17 protein-coding genes are annotated in these 24,555 nt (G+C 67.3%); 5 read left to right on the forward strand and 12 right to left on the reverse strand.

Going from position 1 to position 24,555, the window contains the following annotated elements; translation table 11 throughout:
- Positions 1-112: 112 nt before the first annotated feature.
- Both CFB52_RS26485 and CFB52_RS26490 read right to left on the reverse strand, forming a co-directional pair.
- Positions 113-1,435: an ATP-binding protein gene (locus tag CFB52_RS26485; protein WP_059575505.1), complete on the reverse strand. Its 1,323-nt coding sequence runs from the start codon at positions 1,433-1,435 to the stop codon at positions 113-115.
- Positions 1,432-2,172 (reverse strand): response regulator, encoded by a 741-nt coding sequence (locus tag CFB52_RS26490; RefSeq protein ID WP_059575507.1) that lies wholly within the window; start codon positions 2,170-2,172, stop codon positions 1,432-1,434. Before CFB52_RS26490 ends, CFB52_RS26485 begins: the two co-directional genes overlap by 4 nt.
- Positions 2,173-2,399: 227 nt before the next feature.
- Here CFB52_RS26490 and CFB52_RS26495 point away from each other — a divergent pair, with 227 nt between their 5' ends.
- Positions 2,400-2,981 (forward strand): thioredoxin family protein, encoded by a 582-nt coding sequence (locus CFB52_RS26495; RefSeq protein WP_099317833.1) that lies wholly within the window; start codon positions 2,400-2,402, stop codon positions 2,979-2,981.
- A gap of 53 nt (positions 2,982-3,034) precedes the next feature.
- On the opposite strand, the gene CFB52_RS26500 is transcribed toward CFB52_RS26495, so the two are convergent.
- A complete protein-coding gene (locus CFB52_RS26500) occupies positions 3,035-3,673 on the reverse strand; it encodes an FMN-binding negative transcriptional regulator (protein WP_059575511.1) in 639 nt (212 codons plus the stop codon).
- Positions 3,674-3,796: 123 nt separating this feature from the next.
- On the opposite strand from CFB52_RS26500, the gene CFB52_RS26505 reads away from it, so the two are divergent.
- Both CFB52_RS26505 and CFB52_RS26510 read left to right on the forward strand, forming a co-directional pair.
- Positions 3,797-5,332: a PLP-dependent aminotransferase family protein gene (locus tag CFB52_RS26505; protein WP_059575513.1), complete on the forward strand. Its 1,536-nt coding sequence runs from the start codon at positions 3,797-3,799 to the stop codon at positions 5,330-5,332.
- 97 nt (positions 5,333-5,429) lie between these two features.
- Positions 5,430-7,661 (forward strand): penicillin-binding protein 1A, encoded by a 2,232-nt coding sequence (locus tag CFB52_RS26510; RefSeq protein WP_059575515.1) that lies wholly within the window; start codon positions 5,430-5,432, stop codon positions 7,659-7,661.
- A gap of 34 nt (positions 7,662-7,695) precedes the next feature.
- Here CFB52_RS26510 and add read toward each other — a convergent pair whose 3' ends face one another.
- Positions 7,696-8,796 (reverse strand): adenosine deaminase, encoded by a 1,101-nt coding sequence (add, locus tag CFB52_RS26515; RefSeq protein WP_059575517.1) that lies wholly within the window; start codon positions 8,794-8,796, stop codon positions 7,696-7,698.
- Positions 8,797-8,841: 45 nt separating this feature from the next.
- On the reverse strand, positions 8,842-10,191 hold the full coding sequence (locus tag CFB52_RS26520; RefSeq protein WP_059575520.1) for an NCS2 family permease: 1,350 nt from the start codon (positions 10,189-10,191) through the stop codon (positions 8,842-8,844).
- Between the two features lie 94 nt (positions 10,192-10,285).
- Here CFB52_RS26520 and CFB52_RS26525 point away from each other — a divergent pair, with 94 nt between their 5' ends.
- On the forward strand, positions 10,286-11,194 hold the full coding sequence (locus CFB52_RS26525) for a LysR family transcriptional regulator (RefSeq protein ID WP_059575522.1): 909 nt from the start codon (positions 10,286-10,288) through the stop codon (positions 11,192-11,194).
- 29 nt (positions 11,195-11,223) lie between these two features.
- Here the strand turns inward: CFB52_RS26525 and CFB52_RS26530 are convergent, their stop codons facing one another.
- The 4 genes from CFB52_RS26530 to CFB52_RS26545 all read right to left on the reverse strand — a co-directional run bounded on the left by CFB52_RS26530 (position 11,224) and on the right by CFB52_RS26545 (position 16,621).
- A complete protein-coding gene (locus CFB52_RS26530) occupies positions 11,224-12,276 on the reverse strand; it encodes a nucleoside hydrolase (protein ID WP_059575524.1) in 1,053 nt (350 codons plus the stop codon).
- A gap of 10 nt (positions 12,277-12,286) precedes the next feature.
- Entirely contained in the window at positions 12,287-13,399 is a 1,113-nt protein-coding gene (locus CFB52_RS26535) for a porin (RefSeq protein WP_059575526.1), read from the reverse strand.
- Positions 13,400-13,560: 161 nt separating this feature from the next.
- Complete coding sequence (locus CFB52_RS26540) at positions 13,561-14,868, reverse strand: hypothetical protein (protein ID WP_081066569.1); 1,308 nt, start codon at positions 14,866-14,868, stop codon at positions 13,561-13,563.
- Between the two features lie 334 nt (positions 14,869-15,202).
- On the reverse strand, positions 15,203-16,621 hold the full coding sequence (locus tag CFB52_RS26545; protein WP_059575530.1) for an MFS transporter: 1,419 nt from the start codon (positions 16,619-16,621) through the stop codon (positions 15,203-15,205).
- Positions 16,622-17,069: 448 nt separating this feature from the next.
- Between CFB52_RS26545 and CFB52_RS26550 the strand changes: the two genes are divergently transcribed.
- The gene (locus tag CFB52_RS26550; RefSeq protein WP_059575532.1) at positions 17,070-19,514 is read left to right on the forward strand and encodes a DUF3772 domain-containing protein; all 2,445 of its coding nucleotides are present in this window, start codon (positions 17,070-17,072) and stop codon (positions 19,512-19,514) included.
- Between the two features lie 51 nt (positions 19,515-19,565).
- Here the strand turns inward: CFB52_RS26550 and CFB52_RS26555 are convergent, their stop codons facing one another.
- From CFB52_RS26555 to CFB52_RS26565, 3 genes are read right to left on the reverse strand one after another with little or no spacing between them, the layout of a single operon-like run.
- Positions 19,566-21,023 carry a TolC family protein gene (locus tag CFB52_RS26555; RefSeq protein WP_059575535.1) on the reverse strand — a complete coding sequence of 486 codons (1,458 nt, stop codon included), beginning with the start codon at positions 21,021-21,023 and terminating at the stop codon, positions 19,566-19,568.
- Positions 20,995-22,338, reverse strand: a complete 1,344-nt coding sequence (locus tag CFB52_RS26560; RefSeq protein ID WP_059575537.1) for an HlyD family type I secretion periplasmic adaptor subunit — start codon at positions 22,336-22,338, stop codon at positions 20,995-20,997. Before CFB52_RS26560 ends, CFB52_RS26555 begins: the two co-directional genes overlap by 29 nt.
- Positions 22,335-24,521 carry a type I secretion system permease/ATPase gene (locus CFB52_RS26565; protein ID WP_059575539.1) on the reverse strand — a complete coding sequence of 729 codons (2,187 nt, stop codon included), beginning with the start codon at positions 24,519-24,521 and terminating at the stop codon, positions 22,335-22,337. Before CFB52_RS26565 ends, CFB52_RS26560 begins: the two co-directional genes overlap by 4 nt.
- Positions 24,522-24,555: the final 34 nt, after the last annotated feature.

The raw sequence follows: 24,555 nt of genomic DNA on the forward strand, positions 1-24,555 counted from the left end.
ACTCGCGCCGCTCGTCGACGCGCAGCCGAGACGCGTGTGACGTCGCACGCATCCCGCACATCGCACGCTTCGGCACACGCCCGACACCGCGACGCTCGCGCGCCGCGTCGCTTCACCCCGCGTTCCTCAGCGTCAGCCTCGCTTCGAGGCCGCCGCCGTCGGGCCGGTTGTTCAGCGTGAGCGTGCCGCCCATCGCAAGCGCCAGTTGCCGCGCGATTGCGAGGCCGAGCCCCGTGCCGCCCGTATCGCGATTGCGCGACGTCTCCACGCGCCGGAACGGCTCGAACACCGCGTCGAGCTGATCGTCCGGAATGCCGGGACCGCGGTCGAGCACCGCGATCACCGCGCCGCCGTCCGGCGCCGCCTGCACGTCGATCTCGGCCGCGCCCGCGAACTTCAGCGCGTTGTCCACGAGGTTGCCGACGATGCGGCGCAGCGCCTTCGGCCGCGTGACGAGCGCGAGCGGCGCATGGCTGTGCAGCGCGACGTCCTGCCCCGCATCCGTGTAGTCGTACACGATGCTGTCGAGCAGCGCATCGAGATCGATGCGGCGCGCGGCCTCCTCGGTGCCGTGCAGCGTCCGCGCGTACGCGACGCCCTCCTTCACCAGATGCTCCATTTCGAGCAGGTCCTGGCGCAGCTTCGCGCCCTGCGTGTCGTCGTCCATCACGTCGACGCGCAGCCGCATTCGCGTGATCGGCGTCTGCAGATCGTGCGAGATCGACGCGAGGATCTGCATGCGCTCGGCCATGTACTGCGCGATGCGGTCCTGCATCGCGTTGAAGGCCCGCGCGGCGCGCGCGACTTCAGACGGCCCGTCTTCGTTCAGCCGCTCGCCCTTCAGGTCGGGGCCGAGCGCGTCGGCGGCCTGCGCGAGCTGCTTGAGCGGCCGCGTCGCGAGCCGCACCGCGAGCCAGCAGCACGCGGCCAGCACCGCGAGCTGCACCACGAGCACGGCCGGCAGCCAGCCCGACAGCGGCACCGTCGACATCGGATGAATGTCGATCGTCAGCGGCGACCCGTCGGTCAGCCGCAGATGCACCTGCAGATGTTCGCGGTCGCCGGGAATCGAGTTCGCGGTCAGCGGGTAGTCGCCGCCGATGCCGTCCGAGATCGAGCGCTCGACGCGCGCCGACAGCCGCGCTTCCGGCGGCGTGCCGGTTTGGCCGGGCCCGAGGATGAACGCATAGCTGCGCCGCGCGAGACGCGGCAGCCACGCGGCCCGCTCGGCCGGCGGCAGATGGTCGAGCAGCGCAACCGAGCTCGCGACCTCGCGCTCGATGTAGCCCATCATCAGGTTCGTGGTCGCCTGGTCGCGCTCGGTCATGGTGAGCCAGAACGACAGCGTCTGCGCGAGCGCGAGCCCCACGAACAGGATCAGCGCGAGCCGCGCGAACAGCGAACGCGGCCAGTGCCACGGCGTGCGCGCGCTCATGGCGTACCGTCGATGGCGGTCACGGCCGACGAGAACACATAGCCCTCGTTGCGCAGTGTCTTGATGTAGCGCGGTTCGCGCGCGCCGTCGCGCAGGCGCTGGCGCAGCCGGCTCACGAGCAGGTCGATCGAGCGGTCGAACGGGTCGGACTGCCGCCCTTGCGTCAGGTTGAGCAATTGATCGCGCGTCAGCACGCGCTGCGGGTTGTCGAGGAACACGCGCAGCAGCCGGTATTCGGCGCCGCTCAGCGCGACCAGCGTGCCTTCGGCGTCGAGCAGGTGGCGCCCGGTCGTGTCGAGCTGCCATTCGCCGAACGCGAGTATCGCGGCCGTTTCCGTCACCTGCATGCCGGGCGGCAGCATGCGCGCGCGGCGCAGCACCGAACGGATCCGCGCGAGCAGCTCGCGCACCGCGAACGGCTTGGCCAGGTAGTCGTCGGCGCCCATCTCGAGGCCGATGATGCGGTCGGTTTCCTCGCCTCGGGCGGTCAGCATCAGCACCGGCACCGTGCGGAACTTGCCCGCGCGCAGATCGCGGCACAGCGTCAGGCCGTCCTCGCCGGGCAGCATCAGGTCGAGCACGATCAGGTCGGGCGCGCCGTCGTCGAGCACGTGGCGCATCTCGCGGCCGTTCGCGGCCAGCGACACGCGCATGCCGTTCTTCTCCAGGTAGTCCGCGATCAGTTCGCGGATCGCGCGATCGTCGTCGACGATCAGCACGTGGTCGATCTTGTCCATGAGTCGGTGTCGGTATCGGGGTTCGGGCGGGCGATGTCCGCTTTTATACCGCACGGCGGGCACGCGTTTGTATCGCAATGTATCGCGTCGCCGCGACGACACACAACATTGCACACGCGCGGCCGGCCGGACACATCGCAGATACGTCGGCGCCGCCTAATGGGGCCTGTCGAAACCCGCCCGGACGCCGACATCGCGCCGCGGCCCCCAAAGTTCAGGAGAACGCCATGCTGCCCCGACTCAAGACCGCCGCCCTCGTCATCGCCCTCGCCGCCACGGCCGGGCTCGCCGCGTTCGCCGGCACCCGGGACGACGCGGGCATGCAGACGTCGCTGGCGGGCATGGCGGCGCCCGGTTTCACCGGCATCGAGCGCTGGCACAACAGCTCGCCGCTGACGCTCGAGCAGTTGCGCGGCAAGGTCGTGCTCGTCGATTTCTGGACGTACTCGTGCATCAACTGCATTCATACGATCCCGTACGTGAACGACTGGTATCGAAAGTATCGCGACCAGGGGCTCGTCGTGGTCGGCGTGCATACGCCGGAATATCCGTTCGAGCGCGACGCGAAGAACGTCGCCGATGCGATCAAGCGCTTCGACATCCGGTATCCGGTCGCGCAGGACAACCGCTACGACACGTGGCGCGCGTACGGCAACCAGTACTGGCCCGCGCTGTACCTGATCGATGCGAACGGCAAGATCGTCTATACGCGTTATGGCGAAGGCGGGTACGACAAGACGGAGGCCGCGATTCGGGAAGCGCTCGCGCAGGCAAAGGCAGGGATGAAGGACTCGACGCGCACGCAGTGATCAGCGCGGCGCGCGGGCCCGCGGCTCGCCCGCGCGCCGCGGTCCTCGTGTGCTCAAGTGCGCTTCGCGTCCGCCTCCGCCAGCATCGCCTCCCCGATCGCGAGATGGCCGTCCGCGACCAGCGCTTCGCCGGCGCCGCGGATATCGGCTTCGGCCTTGTTCTGCCCGAGCTTGCGCTTGCCGACGAGCCGCGTGATCTCGATCCGCAGCCCGACGATCGATTGCAGCATCGTGTCGATATAGTCCTTCGGCGCATCGCCCATCTTCCACGGCACGGGTTGCGACGCCTCGTGCGTGCGCGTCAGCCGCGCGACCACGCCACGCACAAATTGCTCGTCGTCGCACACCGTGATGCGGCCGTGCGCATGCACGACCCGGTAGTTCCATGTCGGTACCTCCCGGTGCGTCACCTGCTTGCTCGGATACCAGTTCGGCGAGATGTACGCGTCGCCGGCGCGGAAGATCACGAGCACCTGGTCGCCGTTCGCGACGTCCTGGCAGACCGGATTCGCGCGCGCGACGTGCGCGTGCAGTTCGCCGAGCCCGCCGTCGCCGGGCATCAGCTCGAACGGAATGTGGTTCGCGTCGAGCCCGCGCTCGCCGTGCGTGATCAGGCTGCCGAACGGATGCTGCACGATCAGCTCGCGCATCGCGTCGGGGTTGGGTTCGTTGTAGTCGGCGGGGATGTACATGTCGGCTCCACGGTCGTGCGGGGTGGGAAAGGGTGCGGGCGCAGGCCCGTCATGCGTCGATTGTGAGCCGAAACTGGTTTATTCTGTAGAGCCGGTTTGAAACAATTTCAGCAGACCAGAATCATGGCAAGAACGGCCCGGATCGTCGAAATCCCGTCGCTCGGCGCGCTCGACCGCGCGGCCGGCGACCTGAGCCGTCAGCTCGCGCAGGCGCTGCGCGACGCGGTGCGCCGCGGCGACGTCCGGCCGGGCGATATGCTGCCCTCCACGCGGTTGCTGGCGGCGTCGCTGCAGGTGGCGCGCGGCACCGTCGTCGACGCCTATGCCCAGCTCATCGCCGAAGGCTTTCTCGAATCGCGCGGCGGAGCGGGCACGCGGGTCGCGCACGCGCTCGCGGAACCGCCGCCCGGCAACGGCCCGGAATCGCCGGCGCCAGGCCCGGACCCGATGCGCGACGGCCTGCCCGAACCGGCCGCCACCTTCGCGCGGCTCGCCCGCGAATTCAATCCGCTGCCGGCCATGCCGTTCGCGATCTCGGTGCCGCTCGGCCTCACCGCGCCCGACGACATCTGGCGCCGGCTCGGCAATCGCCTGCGCGCCCGCGGCGCCGGCGCGCCGTCCGGCTATGCCGATCCGCAAGGCGCGCTGCCGTTGCGCGAAGCGATTGCCGATTACGTGCGCCGCTCGCGCTCGGTGCGCTGCGATGCCGGCCAGGTCGTGATCACGAGCGGCACGCAGCAGGGGCTGCATCTCGCGAGCCAGGTGCTGCTCGGCGAACACGACCGCGCGTGGGTCGAGAATCCGGCCTACCGCGGCATCACCGCGCTGCTCGAAAGCACCGGGCGACGCGATGCGATGGTGCGCGTGCCGGTCGACGCCGACGGCCTCGACGTCGACGCCGGCGTTCGTCTCGCGGCCGATGCGCGCGCCGCGTTCGTCACGCCGTCGCACCAGTATCCGCTCGGCATGCCGCTGAGCATGGCGCGCCGCAATGCGCTGCTCGCGTGGGCCCGCACGCACCGCGCATGGGTCGTCGAGGACGACTACGACAGCGAGTTGCGCTACGAAGGCTATCCGTTCCCGTCGCTGCAGGGCCTCGCGCCCGATCGCGTGATCTATCTCGGCACCTTCAGCAAGATCCTGTTTCCGTCGCTGCGGCTCGGCTACGTGATCGCGCCCGACGCTCTCGTGCCCGCGTTCTGCGGCGCGCGCGTGCTGATGGATCGTCATGCGCCGACCGCCGATCAGCACGTGCTCGCCGCGTTCATCGCCGAAGGCCATCTCGACCGCCACATCCGCCGCGTGCGCGGCGTCTATGCGGAACAGCGCGCGCTGCTGATCGACACGCTCGGCGCGCGGCTGCCGCGCGAACGCGCATGGGTGCAACCGGGCGACCAGGGGATGCACGTCGTGCTGTGGCTCGCGCAAGGCATCGACGATCTCGACGTGGTCGCGCGCGCCGCCCGGGCCGGTGTCGCGGTGCGCGCGGTGTCGCCGATGTTCGCGCCCGGCACGGCGCGCCCGGGGCTCGTGCTCGGCTTCGGCGGGTTCGGCCGTGCGCAGATCGAAGCGGCCGCGCAGCGGCTCGCGGACGTGGTTTCGTCGGTGGAATCGCGGCCTCGCGCATGGCAAAAGGTTGTCGGCGGGCAACAAACGTAATCGTCTGTAAATCCTGCAAGCAAACGGCCGTTTCGACTGCCGGCGCACAGGTTCCGTTTGCTAGGATCGCGCGTCTTCCCTCCGCGCTCCTGCCGCCGTGAATCGCTTCGTGCCGTTTCTTCGAGACGCGTGGCTCCGTTGCCGCGCCCGCATCGCGCCGCTCGCCGCCGCGTGCCGCACGCGCGTCCGCGCACTGTGCGCCGGCGCGCTGCATCGCCTGCGCCATCCGACGCGTCGCGGCGTGGCGCTGACGCTCGTCGCGATCCCGGTGCTCGGCCTGCTGGTCCTGCTTGCGTTCGTCCCGTTCACGCCGAGCATCGGCGACATCCGCAAGGCGCGCATCGACCGCCCCGCGCGCGTGCTGTCTGCCGACGGCCAGTTGATCGCCGAGTTCCGGCCCGTAAACCGCGAATGGGTGCCGCTCAGGCAGATCTCGCCGCACATGGTCGACGCGCTGATCGCGACCGAGGACCATCGCTTCTACCAGCATCACGGCATCGACTGGCGCCGCACGCTCGCGGCCGGGCTGCGTACGTTCTCCGGTGATCGCCAAGGCGGCTCGACGATCACGCAGCAGCTCGCGCGCAACCTGTATCCCGATGAAGTCGGCCGCGCGCCGACGCTCACGCGCAAAGTGAAGGAGCTGATCACAGCGTTCAAGATCGAAGCGGTGTACAGCAAGGACGAGATTCTCGAAACCTACCTGAATACCGTGCCGTTCCTGTACAACGCGTACGGCGTCGAGATGGCCGCGCGCACCTACTTCGGCAAGTCCGCCGATCAGCTCGACATCGCGGAGAGCGCGACGCTCGTCGGGATGCTGAAGGGCAACAGCTACTACAACCCGGTGCTGAATCCGGAACGCGCGGTCCAGCGGCGCAACGTCGTGCTCGGCCGGATGGCGCAGACGGGCATGCTGGCGCCGCGACAGCTCACGACACTGCAGCGCCAGCCGCTGCGCGTCGACTTCGAACCGCAGACCGCGCAGCCGGGCCTCGCGCCGCATTTCGCGGTGCAATTGCGCAAGTGGCTGATCGCGTGGGCCGACCGCAACAACTACGATCTCTACTCGGACGGCCTCGTCGTGCGCACGACGCTCGATGCACGCCTGCAGGACATGGCCACGCAGGCGCTCGCACGGCAGACCGAACGGCTGCAGGCGATCGCCGACAGCGCATGGCGCGGGCCGTCCGGCTGCGGGCTGCGCAACGACCTGTTTCGCGGCTTCATCCGGCAGACGCCCGAATATCGTCAGGCCCGCGAAACGGGGCTCGCCGATGTGCCGGCGCTGAAGCAGCTCGGCGCGAATCGCGCATTCATGCGCACGCTGTGCGAGCGCAAGACGCAGGTGCAGGCCGGCTTCGTCGCGATCGATCCGCGCAACGGCGCGATCCGCGCGTGGGTCGGCAGCCCCGATTTCGGCAGCGAGCCGTTCGATCACGTGATACAGGCGCGGCGTCAGCCGGGCTCGACGTTCAAGCCGTTCGTCTATGGCGCCGCGTTCGCTGACGGGATGCGGCCGGGCGATACGTTCGTCGACCGTCCCGTCGCGATCCCGATCGACGCGCACACGGTGTGGCGCCCGACCGATGCGGAACCGCCGACCGGCGAGCCGATGACGCTGCGCGACGGGCTGGCGCTGTCGCGCAATCGCATCACCGCGCAGGTGATGCAGCACGAGGGCGCGGCGAAGGTCGCGCAGCTCGCCCGCGCGATGGGTGTGCGCGACAGCCCGCTCGACGCGGTGCCGTCGCTCGCGCTCGGCACGAGCCCCGTCACGCTGAAGGAGATGGTGTCCGCGTACGGCACGATCGCGAACCGCGGCGTGTACGTCGCGCCGCAGACGATCACACGCATCGAGGATCGCGACGGCAAGGTGCTCGCCACGTTCGCCAGTGCGCCGCCGGAGCGCGCACTGCCGGTGGCCGCGGCGCAGACGCTGGTCGACGTGATGCGCGGCGTCGTCGATTACGGCACCGGCGCCGACATCCGCTCGCGCTACGGCATCCGCATCGACGTCGCGGGCAAGACCGGCACGACGCAGGACAACACCGACGGCTGGTTCATCCTGATGCATCCGCAACTGGTGGCCGGCGCATGGGTCGGCTTCGACGACGGCAGCGTGACGCTGCGCAGCGACTACTGGGGCGCGGGCGCGCACAGTGCGCTGCCGATCGTCGGATCGTTCTACGATGCGGCGCTGCGCGCGCGGGCCATCGATCCGCACGTGCAGTTCTCGCCCGACTTCCGGCCGCGTAGCGCGCCGGCGCCGAAGCGGCGCGCGCCGCAGCATTCGGGACTGTTCGACTGGCTGAGGTTGTTTCGCTGAGCGTGATGCGGGCGGGCTTGGTCAGAAAACGCGCTCAGCCCGCCGCGAGCGTCGCAGCCAGCGCGTCGTATTCAGACGCCCATGCCGCACGCCACCCCCCCTTCGTCGCGTCATCGACCCACGCGCCGTCGATTCCGTTCAGCATGAATTGCTTCAACTCGGCCACGGTGAAGCCGAAATGGCTGAACATCAGCTCCCACGCTTCCGAAGGGTTCACCTTGTGCAGCGTCGGATCGTCGGTGTTCGGATGGATCTTCAAGCCGAGGTCCGGCATCTTGCGCATCGGATGCAGCTCGGCCCATTGCTCCGGCGGCAGCGTGCGCAGGTAGTACGAATTCGTCGGCACGACGGTGAATACGATGCCGCGTTCCGCGTAGCGCGCGCACAGTTCGGGGTTGTCGACGATCGTATAGCCGTGATCGACGCGATCGACGTGCAATAGATCGACAGCCGTCTCGACGTTGCGCCACGGCATCCCGAACTCGCCCGCATGCGCGGTCGTGCGAAAGCCCGCCGTGCGTGCGTTTCGGTACGCCTTCCAGAACAGCTCGGGCGGCCGGTCGTTCTCGCGATAGTCGATGCCGAGCCCCGCGACTTCGTCCGCGCGATTCGCCTTCATCCACTCGACGATCGCAACCGCTTCGTCGGGGTCCTGCTCGCGATCGATGCTCGGAATCAGGCGCGCGCCGATCCCGAAATCGGCCGCGGCGTCGCGAATCGCCGTCACGATCGCGGCCTGCGCGTCCGCATACGCGATGCCCGACACGCGCACCGTTCCCGTCGGATTCCAGAAGAATTCCGCATGCCTGACGTTGTGCGCGGCCGCGTCTTCCAGATACTCGTAGGCAATCCGCCGCAGGTCGTCGGGGCGTGTGAGCAAATACTTGTCGAGCGCGCGCAGCACGTGCAGCACGCCCACCGGCTTCTCGCCGCGCGCGTAGAACGCGTCGATCTCCACACGCTCGATCGGCGCGCCGCTGCGTTCGGCCAGCGCGACGAACGTGTCGTGCCGCACCGCGCCGAGCAGATGGCAATGCAGCTCGACCTTCGGCAACGCGCGGAAGAAGGCCCGATGGGCGGGCGTAATCTCGATGCCCGTGCGCGCGGCCGGGACGTTGCCTGGTGTTCCCTTCATGTCAGTCTCTTTTTTGGTAGTGCCGATGCGTCGCGAAGCCGTCTCTCAGTGCGGCTTCACGACGGTCCAGAAGTAATAGCCGAGCGGCAGCGCGAGGACGACGAGCCCCCACGACACGTCGCGCCAGCGGCAGGCCAGCAGCTTGACGAGCACGTAGCACAGCAGCCCGCCGGCAATGCCGGTGCCGAAGCTGTTCGACATCAGCGTGAGCAGCACCATCGACATCACGGGCAGCGCATCGGTGAAGTCGTCGAAATGCGTGTGGCGGATCGTCGCGAACATCGACAGCCCGATCAGGATCAGCGCCGGTGCGGTGGCCTCCTTGGGGATCGCGAGCGCGACCGGCACGAACAGCAGCATCGCGGCGAACAGCATGGCCGCGGCCAGCGACGACAGCCCGCTGCGGCCGCCGGCTTCGACACCCGCCGCCGATTCGATCAGCGCGGTCAGCGCCGGAATGCCGAACACGGGGCCGAGCGTCGCGGCAAGCGAATCGACGAGGAACGGCCGGTTGATGTTCGGCAGGTTGCCCTGTTCGTCGAGCAGGTTCGCCTTCGCGCCGACCGCGAGCGCGGTGCCGAGCGTCGAGAAGAATTCCGCCGCGAAGAACGCGAACAGGTACGGTGCGGCGGCCAGGCTCAACGCGCTGCCGATATCGAGCTTGAACGCGATCGGCGCGATGCTGTGCGGCGGCGACACGAACGACGCGGGCAGGTGCGTGACGCCGAGCGGCACGCCGGCCGCGGCCGCGACGAGGATCGCGATCAGGATCGCGCCGGGCACCTTGCGCGCCTGCAGCACGATCGCGACCGCGAGGCCGATCAGCGCAACGAGCGCGCCCGGCCGCGAGAAGTCGCCGAGCGCGAACGCGTTGGTCTTCGCGTTCGCGACGACCATCCCAGCATTGCGCAGCCCGAGCATCGTGACGAACAGCCCGATCGACGCGCCGAGCCCGAGCTTGATCTGTACCGGAATCAGGCGCACCACGACGCCGCGCGCGCCGAGGATCGTCAGCAGGAAGAACAGCACGCCCGACACGCACGCGATGCCGAGGCCCGTCTGCCAGCCGACGTGCTCCGTCGTCGCGAGCGTCACGCCGATGATCACCGAGCCGCCGATGCCGGGACCGACGAGGAACGGCAGGTTCGCGTAAAGCCCCATCAGCGTGGTGAACAGCACGAACACGACGATCGTCGCGGTCGTCGCCGCGCCGCGGTCCATGCCGCCCGTCGCGAGCAGCGACGGGATCACGACGAGCAGGTACGCGGCCGCGAGAAACGACGTGACGCCCGCGATCGTCTCGGTGCGCACGCTCGTGCCCCGCGCGGCGAGCGCGAAGCGCCGCTCGAGCCAGTTGGCCGGCGCGTGCGCCGGCATCGTGTCAGTCGCTGACATGGTGGTTCTCCCGTGATTCCGAATATTGTCCTGTGTCGGGTCGTGCAGCGCGGTCTTATACTGCCGCGTACCGCATCCCGACCGTTATTGCCCGATGTCCGACCGCTCGTCGCTGCTCCCCGCGCTCACGCTGCGGCAGGTCCAGCACTTCGTCGTGCTCGCCCATGCACGCAGCTTCACGCAGGCCGCGCAGGCGCTGTCGCTCACGCAGCCCGCGCTCACTGCGTCGATCCGCCAGATCGAGTTCCTGCTCGGCGGCCGCCTGTTCGCACGCACCGCGCATCGCCTCACGCTCACCACCGCGGGCGAAGCCGTGCTGCCGCTCGCCGAACGCCTGCTCAACCAGGCGCGCGGCACCTTCGACGACATGACGCGGCTCATCGGCGAACGCATCCAGACCGTGCGCATCGCGTTCATTCCGTCGGTCGCGGGCCGCCTGCTGCCCGCGCTCAATGCCCTGCGCGGCACGCACCCGACGCTGCGCTTCACGCTCACCGATTTGCCGAACAGCGCACTCGTCGAAGCGGTGCGCGACGGCGTCGCGGATCTCGGCATCGGCGTGCGCGAACCCGATAGCGACGACGGCACGCTGCGCTACCAGCAGCTGTTCGAGGACGAGATCGTGATCGTCGTACGGCACGACGATCCGCTCGCCCGCGCGAAGAGCGTCACGTGGGCGAAGCTCGTCGATCGCGAACTCGCGGTATTCGTGCGCGGCAGCGTCAGCGAATCGCTGCATCGCACCGGCGGCGCCGGGAAACTGCGCCTGAACGTCACGTACCGGATGGAATACACGGAGCCGCTCTACGCGCTCGCGCGCAACGGCCTCGCGACCGCCGTGCTGCCGAGCCTCTACACGATGCATCTGCACGATCCCGAACTCGTCGCGCTGCGCGTCGACAAACCGCGCGTCACGCGTGCGATCTCGCTGATCTCGCTCGCCGCCGACGATCGCGGACCGCACGTGCGCGCTTGCCGCGAGTGGATCGAGAAGCACATCTGATTCCGTTCGCCGCGCTTGGGCACCCACGTTCAGGGCAGCTTCGCGATTCGATCGACGAGCGTCGCGTAGAAGCGGTCCGCGTCGACCTCGTTGATCCACGTGGCATTCGGGGCACGGCCGCTGCGCCCGTTCCAGTCGACGATCGTCTCGCCGAGCGTCCATTGCCCGATCGTCTCGACCACCACGTTCACCTTGCGGCCGCCGAACAGCGTCGGATCGACGAGATAGCCGACGGCCGTCGGGTCGTACATCGGCGCGTCTTCAACACCGCGCCGCTTCTTGTTGTAGGCGAGCTCGGCCTCCATGATGTCCGCGACGATCGCGCCGCAGCGGTTGCCGAGCGCGCGGAACGGCGCGACGCGCGCCGGCGTGATCGGCGCCTTCACCGCGACGTCGCGCGGCAGCACGACGATCGGCACGCCGCTGCCGAACACGACGTCGGCAGCCTGCGGATCGACGTAGACGTTGAACTCCGCGGCCGGCGTGATGTTGCCGCGCTCGAAGAACGCGCCGCCCATCAGTACGATATCGCGCAGTGCGGCGCGAATCCGCGGCGCCTCGACCAGCGCGGTCGCGATGTTCGTCAGCGGGCCGAGCGCGCACAGCGTCACGCTGTTCGGCGCCGCGCGGCTCAGCGTATCGACGAGGTACGACACCGCGTGACCGGCGGCGAGCGGCGCGCGCGGCTCGTGCAGTTCGACGCCTTCGAGCCCCGTCTTGCCATGCACGTTCGCGGCCGTCACGAGGTCGCGCACGAGCGGGCGCGGGCAGCCTGCGTACACCGGCAGCGTCTTCGTGCGGCCGGCCCAGTCGCGGACGATCCGCGCATTGCGTTCTGTCAGCTCGAGCGGCACGTTGCCGGCCACGGCCGTCAGCGCGCGCACGTCGAGCCGGTCCGGCGCGCCGAGCGCGAACAGGATCGCGATGGCGTCGTCCTGCCCCGGATCGGTATCGATGATCACCGTGCGGCGCGCGACGTCGCCGCCTGCCGCGAATGCGCCCGTTTCGGGCAGCAGCGCGGTGCCGGCCAGCGCGGCGGACAGTTTCAGGAAGGTGCGGCGGGATGCGATCGGATGGGTCATGGTCGGGCGCTCAAAACACGTGCCGGACGCCGAGCGTCGCCATCATCTGGCGCGTGCTGGTCGAACGCGCATACGCGAAGATCTGCGCGTGATCCGCGTCGCCGGCCGCCTGCTGCGCGATCACCGTCAGCGCGACGTCGGTGCGTTTCGACAGGAAGTAATCGGCCTGCAGGTTCACCTGATGCCATTTCGGACGTTTGTCGATCACGTCGTACTTGCCGTTCGTGAACGCATACGCGGCGCCGAGAAAGAGCTGCGGCGTCATCGTGTAGACGACGTTCACGCCCAGGTTCTGCAGGTGCAGGTGCGAATTGTCGAGGTAATCGTAGCGCACGTCGGTGAACATCGCCGCGAACTGCGCGCGGCCGATCGTGTAGAAGCCGCCCGTGCCCGCGATCCGCTGCCGGCTTGCGTACGCGGCCGGCGACATCGCGCTCTTGCTGAAGATCAGCAGCGGCGACGCATAGTCGTTCGCGATCGCGCCGTCCTGGTTCGTCGCGCTGTACGGATGGTTGTACTGCGCATAGACCGCGCTCCAGCGCAGCGGGCCGCGCTCATAGCCGAGCCCGAGGCTGTACGCGCTGTTGTTCGCGAAACCGGTGGCATTGCTGAAGCCGTACAGTGCGGTGAACTTCAGCCCGTAGTAGACGGGGCTCACGTACTTCACCGAGTTCTGCACGCGAATGTCGTTGTAGCCGTTGTCGTTGTCGCCGATGTTCACGCCGTTGCTCGCGATGATCACAGGCCCGATGTAGTCGTGGATCGCGTCGTACTGGCGGCCGAACGTCAGCGAACCGTAGGTACGATCGGCGAGCCCGACGTACGCCATGCGCCCGAACTCGCGGCCATTCTGCGCGGCCGTGCCCGTCATCACGTTGAAGCCGTTTTCGAGCTGGAAGACCGCGGACAGCCCCTGCCCCAGATCCTCCTTGCCCTTCAGCCCCCAGCGCGGGTTCTGGTTCGTGCCGGACAGCGCCTGCCACGCGTTCTTGCCGCCCTGATTCGTCGCGAACCCGACACCGGCCGAGATGAGACCGTACAGCGTGATGCTGCTTTGCGCACCGGCATGGGTCGCGAAGGCGCCGAGCATCGCGAGCGGAGCGAGCTTGTAGAGAGTTTTCATGCGGGTCGGGTGGTCGATGAGGGTCCAGGCGCGGCAGGGTTCCGCGAAACTGGGCACGACTATACGAACCCGGATCGGATAATAAAAGTTTGCTTTCCTTATATGTCAATAAAACGGATTTATTCTCATCTTCACGCCTTCCGTGCTCGGCGAACGGGCCGTCAATCCGCCGTGTCCCCACCCTTCGGCAGCTTCGACCACGCGCCGCGCCCCGGCATCGGCGACCAGGCCGGGCGGGTCTTGCGCGCGCTGTCGATCACGACCAGATAGCGGCCCGCGATCGGCGTGATGTCGCGATCGCGACGCAGCACCCACAGCGACTTGCCGGCCTCTACGCGTGCCTGATAGTCGTCGTCGAGCAGCCCGTGCTGGTCGAGGAACGTATTCAGCGACGCGGGAATCCGTACGCAGCCCTTCGAATGCCGGATGCCGAGCAGCGCTTCGAGCCGGTCGGGGTCGGTCGCATGCATCTGGAAGCGCATCGGCGACACGCCGCCCTTGCCCCAGCCGCGCTCGCCGTCCACCCAGCCGAAATCGTAGATGCGCATGTCGCGGCGGCCGTAGCCGCGGATACCGTTCTCGTTCGTCGTGCCTTCCGCGCGGAAATCCATCGTATCGGGCGAGTGATGGAACACGCCGAGCGGCGTCAGGAAATGGTCGTACTGGCCCGGCAACCCGGTGCCGACCGGTGATGCGCCGATCATCAGCCACGCATTGGCCGGCGTCGCGCGAAAATAGATGAACAGCGCCTGCACGTTCGGCGCGCGATCGACCATCACGACGTATTCGCCCGCGAGATCGCCGAGGTCCGCATCGGCGAGTGCTTTCTGAAGCCGCTCGCCGTACGCGCGCTGCTCGTTCGCCGGCACGTTCAGGCGTCGCGTGACTTCCTGCGTGAATCGCTTGCGGATGTCGAGCGCGCGCGTCGTCGCGCGTTGGGCTTCCTCGGCCGACAGCGGCGGATGCCGGCGCGGCGGAGTGGGCGCAGGCGGCTCGGCCTCGCTGGCGGATGTGTCGGAGGCGCCCGATGCAGGCGCGGCGGCCGACGACGCGGAAGCGGCCGACGCACCCGATGCCGCGCCCGCGGGTTCCGCGTAATTCACGTGTGACGCGGCGGATGCCGGCGCTGCCGCCGATGATGCACCCGGCGCCGCATGCGCGGACGAAGCCGGATGCGTACCGGAGGGCGCCGAAGCAGGCGGCACAGCGGGTGAGGATGAGGATGACGCGGCAGACGGCGCAGCGTCGGACGCGGCAAAGGCAGGCCGCTCGGCGAGCACGGAAATCGACACTGCTGCAGCAAGCCACACGGATGCGGCGACTGCGCGGTTGAGGCAACGCGGCTTCGCAAAGCGCCGCGTCAAATAGGCAAGAATCATACGTTCGAGGCCATCGGCCGATCCGGCCGCCGCATGCTGCTGGTGCGAGCGGCGCATCTTCCGCGCAAGCCATCGACACGTGCGGCGCATCGCGCGCGCCCGGCGCCGACGCCTCTTCGCGGCGGAGCCGTTCGCTGATGCAACGCGGGCGCTCCGATGGCGGCTAATGAGTCGTCAGGCCCTCCATTTTACTCGTCGGTGCGTGAATCGGCAGCGACGAAAACCGCGATTTCCCGTGAAATTGCGCTTCGTCACGCTTTGTTTCAACTCGTTTCCACTTGCGCGTTCGTTGCATGGCAGGCTCGTGCCGTTCGATCGATTCGGTCAACCAATCATTCCAACGCCCCGTCCATCTGAACTCAGAACCTCGACCACATCGCACGCATGTCGCACGAACCGCGCGACACGCGTGCGCACCTGCCCACTACTTCGAGATGGTTTCGAGCGCGATACCCTTCGTGCGCGGTCCCATCCCTCCGATCGCGGCCATTACGATCACCATCGCGCCCGCGATGAACGCGAACACGCCGAACGTGCCGAAACCGCGCAGCACGGCCGCGATCACGAACGACGAGAAGATTGCCGAGAAGCGGCTCCACGAATAGACGAAACCGACGGCCCGCGCGCGGATCGACGTCGGGAACAGCTCCGCCTGATATGCGTGGAAGCTGTACGACATGATGTTGCTCGCGAGCGTGAGGCCGATGCCGAGCACGATCAGGAAAGCGCCCACCGTCGTCTGGCTGAACAGCAGCCCGCACACGACGATCGCCGCCGCCATTGCGACGATCACCGACTTGCGCTCGAAGCGATCGGCGATCACGAGGCCGATCAGTGGGCCGATCGGCGCCGCGAGCGCGATCACGCTCGAATACATCAGGCTCGACGTGATCGTGATGCCCTGCTTGATCAGCAGCGTCGGCACCCAGTTCGCGAAACCGTAGAAGCCGACCGTCTGGAACACGTTGAAGATCGTCATCATGATCGTGCGGCTGCGATACGGCGGCACCCACATGTCGCGGAAGCTGCCGCGCGGCGGCACGGGTTCGGCCGGCGCGGGCAGCGGCAGCGGCCGCCCGTATTCGGCTTCGACCTTCGCCTCGAGCGCGCGCATGATGCGGTCGGCTTCGTCGACCCGGCCCTGCTGCGCGAGCCAGCGCGGGCTTTCCGGCAGTTCGCGGCGGATCCACCACACGAACAGCGCGCCATGCGCGCCGATCAGCACGACCCAGCGCCAGCCGTCGAGGCCGAGCGGCGCGTGCGGCACGAGCAGGTACGCGAGAAACGCGACCACCGGCACCGCGACGAACCCCACCGCCTGCTCGCACGCGAACGCGCGACCGCGGATCTGCTTCGGCACGAGTTCGGAGATGTACGTGCCGATCGTCACCATCTCGACGCCGAGGCCGAGACCGACGACGAAGCGCCAGAAATTCAGCCCGGTCGCGGTGTCCTGGAACGCCATCACGACGTTCGCGGCCGTGTACCACAGCAGCGACCACGTGAAGATCGCGCGGCGGCCGAAGCGGTCGGCGAGGAAGCCGCACGCGATCGTGCCGATGAAGAGCCCCGAGAACAGCGCGGCGATGAAACTCGCGACGCCCGTGGTGCCGAACAGACCGTGCGTCGTCGCGGAAAGGATGCCGCTTTTCACGAGGCCCGGCGCGACGTAGCCGCTGTACAGCAGATCGTAGAGTTCGAAGAAGAAGCCGAGGCTCAGCAGCACGACGAGCTTCCAGACGCTGCGCGTCGGCGGCAGGCGGTCGAGGCGGGCCGAAATGGAGCCGGGGTCGATGGAGGGGGATGGGGCTTCTGCCTGCGGAAGGCTGTCCGTTGAGGCCATCTTGGGCGCGTCTCCTGATCGTGTCGTGTTGTGTGTTGTCGTCCGGCGGACCGTCGAACCGCCGCCGGGCGAATCGCTGCATTGTACCGGCACGCCCGTTTCGCGCAGGTGCGAGCCGGCAAGCCAGCTGCGATACAGGCGCCGAACCGATTCGATGCCCGATTCCGCGCCGGATAATGTGTAAATTGCGTAACCGTGTATCAGAGCCGAAACGCGCGTCAGCTCGGCGTTGCCGCGCCGCCTTCCCCCGCCCGCCGACGGCGCAAGCCCGGCAATACGGGCCTGCCGCGCCGTTTCGCGCAGGCACGCGCCGCCAAAATCGCGGCGAACGGCAAGACGCAATCGGTACAACCACGCGTTCCGCGCCCCGGTAACATGCTAGCGGGCCAACTACCGGCTTCCGGCTGCCTTTCGGCAACCGGCATTGTCGGCAAATCGTAAGCATTCCATGTCCATACAACGACTATCCCTGTACGCCCGCCGGATCGCGCTGATCGCGCTGCTGCAGTTCGCGGCGATCGCGACCGCGTCGGCGTTTCCGGCGGCCGCGTCCGCGCCTGTCGCGAGCGGCGTCGGCGCAACCGAGCCGGCCATCTCGCTGCCCGACGCGGTCGCGCAGCTCAAGCAGATGCAGGCCGAGCTGGACCGCATCAAGCAGCAGACTTCGACTACGTCCAACAGCAAGGAGCTGGACGCGCTCGACGATTCGGCGCAGGAACTGAGCGCCGATGTCGCGAAACTGCAGAGCGATCTCACGCCGCAACGCGCGCAGGTCCAGGCGCAACTCGACGTGCTCGGGCCGCCGCCGGCCGAAGGCGCCGCGCCGGAAACGCCCGCCGTCGCGAAGCAGCGGGCCACGCTCGACGCGCGCAAGACGCAGATCGACGCCGCGCTGAAGCAGGCCGCCGACCAGAAGGCGAGCCTCGCGAACCTGACCGAGCAATTCGCGAAGCTGCACCGCAGCCTGCTGAAGAACCAGCTCGCGTTCCGTTCGGGCAGCATCTTCAGCGCGCAGTTCTGGCTGCCGCTGTTCCACCTGGCGCCGGACGACCGTCAGCGACTCGACGATTTCAACGGCGAACTGTTCGACATGCTGCGCTCGTCGTGGGTGCCCGGGCAGCGGACGATCACCGCGATGCTGCTGATCGCCGCATTCGCGGCATGGCTCGGCGGCCGCCGGCTCATCGAGCGCGGGCTCGCCTGGGTCGCGCTGAACCGCCTGCCGCCCACGCGCCTGCGGCGCAGTGCGCTGGCGCTGTCGACCGCCCTGTCGACCTTCCTGGCAACGGCGATTGCGGTGCAGATCTTCTACCTCGCCGTCGCGCGCCGCTACGAGCTCACGCCGTCGCTGACCGATCTGTGGGACCAGTTCGTGAAGCTCGCCGCGACCTGCGCGCTGATCGCGGGCCTCGGCCGTGCGCTGCTCTGCACCAAGCACCCGTCGTGGCGCCTGCCCGCGCTCGCCGATCCCGTCGCGCTCGCGATGAAGCCGTTCCCCAGCATCCTCGCCGCGCTGCTGCTGGTATCCGGTACGCTCGAATCGATCAACCGGATCGTCGACACCAGCCTGTCGGTCACGCTGTTCGGCCGCGGCATCGTATCGCTCGTCGTCGCGCTGACGGTCGGCGCGTCGCTGTTGCGCGCGAACCGCGCGCGTGCCGCACTCGCGGCGGCAGGCGAGGCGCCGGAGCAACGCTCGACGCTCGCGGGCCTGATCCATGCCGGCGTCACGCTCGCGATCGTCGTATCATTGATCGCACTCCTGATCGGTTACATCACGGTCGCGCGCTTCATCACGTACGAGCTCGTGTGGTTCGAGATCGTGCTGTGCGCGACCTACATCCTGATCCAGTTGACGCGCGACGCGAGCGAGAGCCTGTTCTCGTCGAGCCTGTCGACGGGCCAGCAGATCAAGCACCTGTTCGCGCTCGAAGACCGTCACCTCGATCAGGCGCGCACGGTCCTGTCCGGCTTCGGCACGAGCCTGCTGATGCTGATCGCGGCGATCGCGCTGCTGACGGGCGGCTTCGGCACGACGCCCGGCGACCTGCTCGACAGCGCGGTCGCGATGATCGGCAGCCAGCGGCTGCAGAGCCTGAACATCATGCCCGACCGGATCATGAACGCCGTGATCGGGTTCGCGATCGGCTTCTACCTGCTGCGCTCGCTGCGCCGCTGGCTCGACGGCGAGTTCATGCCCGCGCTCGGCATGGATACCGGCATGCGCGTGTCGCTGATCACGCTGTTCACCAACGTCGGCTACGTGCTGCTCGTGCTGATGACGCTCGGTCTGCTCGGCGTCAGGTGGAGCAATCTCGCGTGGATCGTCAGCGCGTTGTCGGTCGGTATCGGCTTCGGCCTGCAGGAAATCGTGAAGAACTTCGTGTCGGGGCTGATCCTGTTGACCGAGCGCCCGGTGAAGGTGGGCGACATGGTCAGCATCGCGGGCGTCGAAGGCGACATCCGCCGCATCAACGTGCGCGCGACCGAGATCCAGTTGAGCGACCGCTCGACCGTGATCGTGCCGAATTCGCAGTTGATCTCGCAGAACGTGCGCAACGTAACGATGGGCAACAGCACGCAGGGTGTCGCGACGCTGGTGCTGACGTTCCCGCTGAACACCGATCCGGAACAGGTGCGCGACCTGCTGCTCGATGCGTATCGCGCGCACCCGGCGATTCTCGACAAACCGGCGCCGTCGGTGACGTTCAGCCAGCTCGCGCCGGACGGGATCACGCTGAGCGTGACGGGTTACGTGTCGAGCCCGCGGATCGCGAGTTCGACGAAGAGCGATCTGCTGTTCGAGATCCTCAAGCAGTTGCGCGCGGCGGGGATTACGCTGTCGAGCCCGCAGATGCTGGTCGTGCAGAACATGCCGGCGGAAGAGAAGTGAACAAAGACGGCCGGTCGCGTACTGCAGCTACCGCGATGGCCGTCTCCAGTCCTACCGGAATGCCCATCGTCCGATGATGCCGGCGCTGGCAAGCAGTCGAAGCCGTGCCGCCTCCCATTCGGCGAGCGTTCGCACCCGTTCCTGGCGGGCATCGGCAAGCGCCGCCTGCGCCGACAGCAGTTCCAGAATATCGCCTGCGCCGAACGCGTAACGATTGCGCGCCGATGTCAGCGCCGCTTCCGCGGCAGCCAGCAAGCGTGCCGACGCTCCCAGGTTATCCGCCGTCGTCTCCGCATCGGCGTGAGCCTTCAGCACGTCACGCAGAATCTGCTGCTGCGTATCGTGAAGCTGTGCCTGTGCCAGTTCGGTCTGAGCCTGCGCGCCGCGAATCCGATACGTGCGGGAAAAACCGTCAAAGAACGGAATCGTCAGAGTCAGGCCGATGCTGGTTTGCGTCGCCCGCACCGACTGCAGCCCCTGATTCGGGTAGCCGTTCCGGGACAACGTGCCGCTCAGATCCAGCGTCGGCATACCCTCTGACCGTGCAGTCGTCACCTTCGCTTGTGCAGCCTCCCATTTGGCTCGCGCTGCACGAATCTCGGGATGAGAACCTTCGGCCGCGCGAAGCCAGTCGCTTAGCTGGCGCTCCGCGTCCAGCGCAACTGGTACGACTGCCTCTTCGACCTCGACCCGCGTGCCGGCGGGCAGACCGGTCGCAAAGACCAGTTCGGCGCGGGCCCGCGCGACCTCTCCGCCCGCTCGCCGGGCAGCGAGCAATGCCTTGGCCAACGCCGTCTCCGCCTGCAATACGTCTGCTCGGGATGCAACGCCCATGGCCAGTCGCTTACGCGACGCACGCAGCGTCGATTCCGCCAAGGTCGCGGATTCGGTACGCGCGGCAAACGCGGCTTGAGCATTCTGAACATCGAAATAACTCCCGACGACATCCGCGACCGCCTTTTGCATCGCTGCGTCGTGGCTCGCCAGCGCGGCCGTCAGCAGCTGTTGCGCCGCCGCGCCGTTTGCAGCCCGCCCGCCAAAGTCGAGTAGCCGCCAGTTCAACGTCGCGTTCGACGCTCGACCGACACCGCGCGTATTCATCGACGGTGCATCGGGATACCGGCTATATGTCGTCAGTTGGCTGATCGATCCGCTGATAGTGGGGAGCCATGCCGATCTGGCTTCACCCACCGCAGCGGCCTGGATCTTGATCGATGCCCACGCCGCTCGGATACGGGGGTTGTGGCATAGCGCAAGATCGACCGCATCACCAATCGTCAGCGGCTTCGCCGGGTCAGTCGACGAAGCGCACACAACTGGCGCGTCATCGCCCGGTAATCGCTTCCCCGCATCCAGCACCGGCGGACGGGTCAGCAGCGGATCGGCGAGGCCATCCGGAATCCAGCGTGTTTCGGCATTGCACGCAATCGAAACCAACATCAGGCCGAAGATCCACGGACGCGCGCGATCTTTCAAGCTCCTAGCGCTCACGCAAACTCTCCCGTGCATGCTGCAGCAACGGCGACAGCACATACTCGATTACCCGCCGCGTGCCGGTTCTGATTTCCGCACTGCCCGACATACCCGGCGACAGTGCGATCTCGCGACCGTCGATCATCAGCGCCGAACGATCGAGCATGATCCTGACCGAGTAGACGAGCCCCTTCTTGTCGTCGTCTATCGCATCGCGCGAGACATGACTCACGGTCGCCGACACCGTGCCGTATTTCGTGTACTCGAATGCGTCGATCTTCACGCTGGCGGCCTGCCCTTCCTTGACGAAGCCGATATCCCGGTTGTCGACGAATGCTTCCATTTCTACCGCCCCCTCTCGCGGCACGATCTGCATCAGCGGCTGCGCGGCCGGCACCGCCGTCCCGATGGTGTGGACGGCGAGCTGCTGGACGGTTCCGTCGATCGGCGCGGTCAGGCGCAGCAGTTCCCCGTGTGCCTCCGCTCGCCGCATGTCGCCCGACGACGCGTCCACGATACGCTGCGCATCGTTCAGCGCATCCTGGGTATTCCTTCGCGTCTCTGCCACGAGCGCCGCGCGTTGGTGACGAGCATCCGCCAGTTGTCCGGCCATATCGATGCGCTGCTGCTCGGCCTCGATCCACGCGTGCTCCGCAACGTCACCGGTCTTCATCAACCTGGCGTAATCGTCCGCACGACGCGCCGCAAGCGGAGCGGCCTGACCGTACCTGTGTATTTCGCTGTCGAGACGGTCCCGCCGCGCGACGAAATCGCGCCATTGATCCAGCAGGTGTCGCTCGACCTCGCGCCGCCGCTCGGGCGACACGCCCTCCACATCCGCCAGTCGAGGTTGTCGCCCCGTGTCGATCGCGTCGATCAACGCCCGTGCACGCTCGACCTGCAGTACCGCATTCAGCCGGTCGCCGTCCGCCCGTTGACGTTCGGCGTCGATCACGCGTGTGTCGAGATCGATCAGCGCATCGCCCGTCTTCACGATCTGCCCGTCGCGCACGTGCAGCGCTCTGACGCTCGCCACTTCGACCGCCGCCAGTGTCTTGGTCCGGGAGGATGGAATGATCTTGCCGCCGCCGTCGACGACAATGTCGATTTTCCCGAAATACGACCAGACGATCGCCGTCATCACGAGCAGGATGAGAATGCGCGCGACCCACCGGCCTGCCGGCGAGACAGGCGCCGCCTGGACCGACAGCGCCGCCGGGAGAAATTCGGCCTCGTTCGCGTCGAATGTCGGCAGCGTCATCCGATGGCGTCGCTTCCAGCAGTGACGCCAGACGTCGCGGTAACGCCCCACCAGTTCACGCCAGGCCTCTGCCTGCTGCCGCACGCTCATGTCCGTGCCTCCGCTACGTCGCGGCCGCCCTGTTGCAGCGAATACAAGTGTGCGTAGATGCCATCCCGCATGCGCAGCAGTGTGTCGTGCGTACCGCTTTCCACGATCTGCCCGCGATCCATCACGAGAATCCGGTCGGCATCGCGCACCGCCGAGAGCCGGTGCGCAATGATCAATACCGTGCGTCGCGCGCAGATGTCGCGCATGTTGGCCTGTATGACGGCTTCGGATTCGTAGTCAAGCGCGCTGGTCGCCTCGTCGAATATCAGGATGCGTGGATCGGTCATCAATGCGCGGGCAATGGCGATGCGCTGCCGCTGGCCACCCGAGAGTCCGGTGCCATGCTCGCCGACGAGTGTGTCGTACCCCTCCGGAAGTTCGCAGACGAACTCGTGTGCGCCGGCCAGCCTCGCAGCATCGATCACCGCGTCGATCGACGCAGTGGGTCGAGCCAGCGCGATGTTGTCCCGTACCGAACGATTGAACAGCGTGTTTTCCTGCAAAACGACGCCAATCTGCTGGCGAAGGCTCGCCGTATCGATCACGGCGATATCCTGCCCGTCGACGAGCACTCGCCCGCGATCCGGCACGTATAGCCGCTGCGCGAGCTTGGTCAGCGTGCTTTTGCCCGACCCGGAGCGGCCAACGATTCCAATGACCTCCCCCGCCGCGATCCTGACGGAGATCTGCCGGATGACATCGCTTGCATCCGGCCGGTAGCGAAACGATACCTGGTCGAACTCGATCGCCCCGTCGAGACGGGGTACACGCGTCTTTTTCGCTGCGGTTTCGGGCGCCGTGTTCAGGATATCCCCGAGGCGCCCCATCGAAATCCCCACCTGCTGAAAGTCGTTCCACAACTGCGCGAGACGCAGTATCGGACTGGATACCTGCCCGGCCAGCATGTTGAACGCGACGAGCTCGCCGACCGTCAACTTGCCGTCGATCACCAGCATGGCGCCCAGCCACATGATCGCCGCGGTCACCAGCTTGCTGATCAACGCCACGCCGCCGCTTGCAATCGTGGCAACGTTGGTCGCCGCCAGCCCCGCACTCACATAAGCGGCCAGTTGACGATCCCATCGGTCCGTCCAGCGCGGCTCGAGTGCCATCGCCTTGACCGTATCGATTCCGCTGATGGTTTCAACGAGGAATGACTGATTCTCGGCGCCCTTATTGAATTTTTCGTTCAGACGCCGCCGAATGATCGGCGTAAACACGACCGACAACAACCCGTAGAGCGGAATCGAAACAACGACGATCAACGTAAGCCACGCGCTGTACCAGAGCATCACCCCGAGAAAAACGAACGAAAACGCGAGGTCCATCACCAGCGTCACGGCGTTGCCGGTCAGGAACGCGCGAATGTTCTCCAGCTCGCGAATACGGGCGACGGAATCGCCTACACGGCGCGCCTGAAACCACGCCAGCGGTAACGCCAAAAGATGGCGGAAGAGCCGCGCGCCGAGTTCGACGTCGATCTTGCTGCTCGTATGCGCGAAGACCCACGTTCGTATCCCCGAGAGCGCCGCCTCGAACAGCGTCGCGCAAATCAGCCCAACGGCGATCACGTTCAACGTCTTCATCGCGTGATTGACGAGCACCTTGTCCATCACCACCTGGAAAAAGAGCGGCGTGGCGAGCGCAATCAACTGCAACACCAGAGAAATCACGAGGACCTCGCCCAGCAGCTTCCGATACGTGACGATTGCCGGAATGAACCAGCTGAAATCGAAGCGCGCCAGAGTGCCCGCAATGCTGCTCCTGCTCGTGAAATAGATGAGCTCTCCCGTCCAGATTTCTAGAAGACGCTCGCGCGTCAGCACGGTAGGCGCCTCCCCCGGAAACTGGACAAGCGTTCGGGGCGCGCGCGTTCCATCCCCGGCCTGATACTGCGCGACCACGAAATAGCCGCCTTCACCCTTCATCCGTGCGACCGCGGGCATAGGCGCCCGATCCAGTCGTTCGGGGTTCTGTTGAACGACCCGGGCCGTCATGCCGAGCGAACGCGCGGCTCGCAGGATTGTTTGAGTATCGAAACGATCGAAACCAAATTCATGTCGCAACGCGGCTTCGTCGGCCGCGATGCCGTGCAGGCTCGCCATCGTCAGAACGACGGCGAGACCGGAGTCGACATCCTGCGTCGGAAACGACGCCTGAGGCCGGAAATTGGAACTGTCCATGGAGGGAATACGTGGCGAGGAAGGAAATGCGATA

This window comes from Burkholderia sp. AU18528 (assembly GCF_002223215.2).
GTDB lineage: Bacteria > Pseudomonadota > Gammaproteobacteria > Burkholderiales > Burkholderiaceae > Burkholderia > Burkholderia semiarida.

Excerpts from the sequence above, each read along its gene's own strand:
- CFB52_RS26485 (WP_059575505.1), bottom strand. The coding sequence starts at position 1,435 with ATGAGCGCGCGCACGCCGTGGCACTGGCCGCGTTCGCTGTTCGCGCGG.
- CFB52_RS26490 (WP_059575507.1), bottom strand. The coding sequence starts at position 2,172 with ATGGACAAGATCGACCACGTGCTGATCGTCGACGACGATCGCGCGATC.
- CFB52_RS26495 (WP_099317833.1), top strand. The coding sequence starts at position 2,400 with ATGCTGCCCCGACTCAAGACCGCCGCCCTCGTCATCGCCCTCGCCGCC.
- CFB52_RS26500 (WP_059575511.1), bottom strand. The coding sequence starts at position 3,673 with ATGTACATCCCCGCCGACTACAACGAACCCAACCCCGACGCGATGCGC.
- CFB52_RS26505 (WP_059575513.1), top strand. The coding sequence starts at position 3,797 with ATGGCAAGAACGGCCCGGATCGTCGAAATCCCGTCGCTCGGCGCGCTC.
- add (WP_059575517.1), bottom strand. The coding sequence starts at position 8,796 with ATGAAGGGAACACCAGGCAACGTCCCGGCCGCGCGCACGGGCATCGAG.
- CFB52_RS26520 (WP_059575520.1), bottom strand. The coding sequence starts at position 10,191 with ATGTCAGCGACTGACACGATGCCGGCGCACGCGCCGGCCAACTGGCTC.
- CFB52_RS26525 (WP_059575522.1), top strand. The coding sequence starts at position 10,286 with ATGTCCGACCGCTCGTCGCTGCTCCCCGCGCTCACGCTGCGGCAGGTC.
- CFB52_RS26530 (WP_059575524.1), bottom strand. The coding sequence starts at position 12,276 with ATGACCCATCCGATCGCATCCCGCCGCACCTTCCTGAAACTGTCCGCC.
- CFB52_RS26535 (WP_059575526.1), bottom strand. The coding sequence starts at position 13,399 with ATGAAAACTCTCTACAAGCTCGCTCCGCTCGCGATGCTCGGCGCCTTC.
- CFB52_RS26540 (WP_081066569.1), bottom strand. The coding sequence starts at position 14,868 with ATGCGCCGCACGTGTCGATGGCTTGCGCGGAAGATGCGCCGCTCGCAC.
- CFB52_RS26545 (WP_059575530.1), bottom strand. The coding sequence starts at position 16,621 with ATGGCCTCAACGGACAGCCTTCCGCAGGCAGAAGCCCCATCCCCCTCC.
- CFB52_RS26550 (WP_059575532.1), top strand. The coding sequence starts at position 17,070 with ATGTCCATACAACGACTATCCCTGTACGCCCGCCGGATCGCGCTGATC.
- CFB52_RS26555 (WP_059575535.1), bottom strand. The coding sequence starts at position 21,023 with ATGCACGGGAGAGTTTGCGTGAGCGCTAGGAGCTTGAAAGATCGCGCG.
- CFB52_RS26560 (WP_059575537.1), bottom strand. The coding sequence starts at position 22,338 with ATGAGCGTGCGGCAGCAGGCAGAGGCCTGGCGTGAACTGGTGGGGCGT.
- CFB52_RS26565 (WP_059575539.1), bottom strand. The coding sequence starts at position 24,521 with ATGGACAGTTCCAATTTCCGGCCTCAGGCGTCGTTTCCGACGCAGGAT.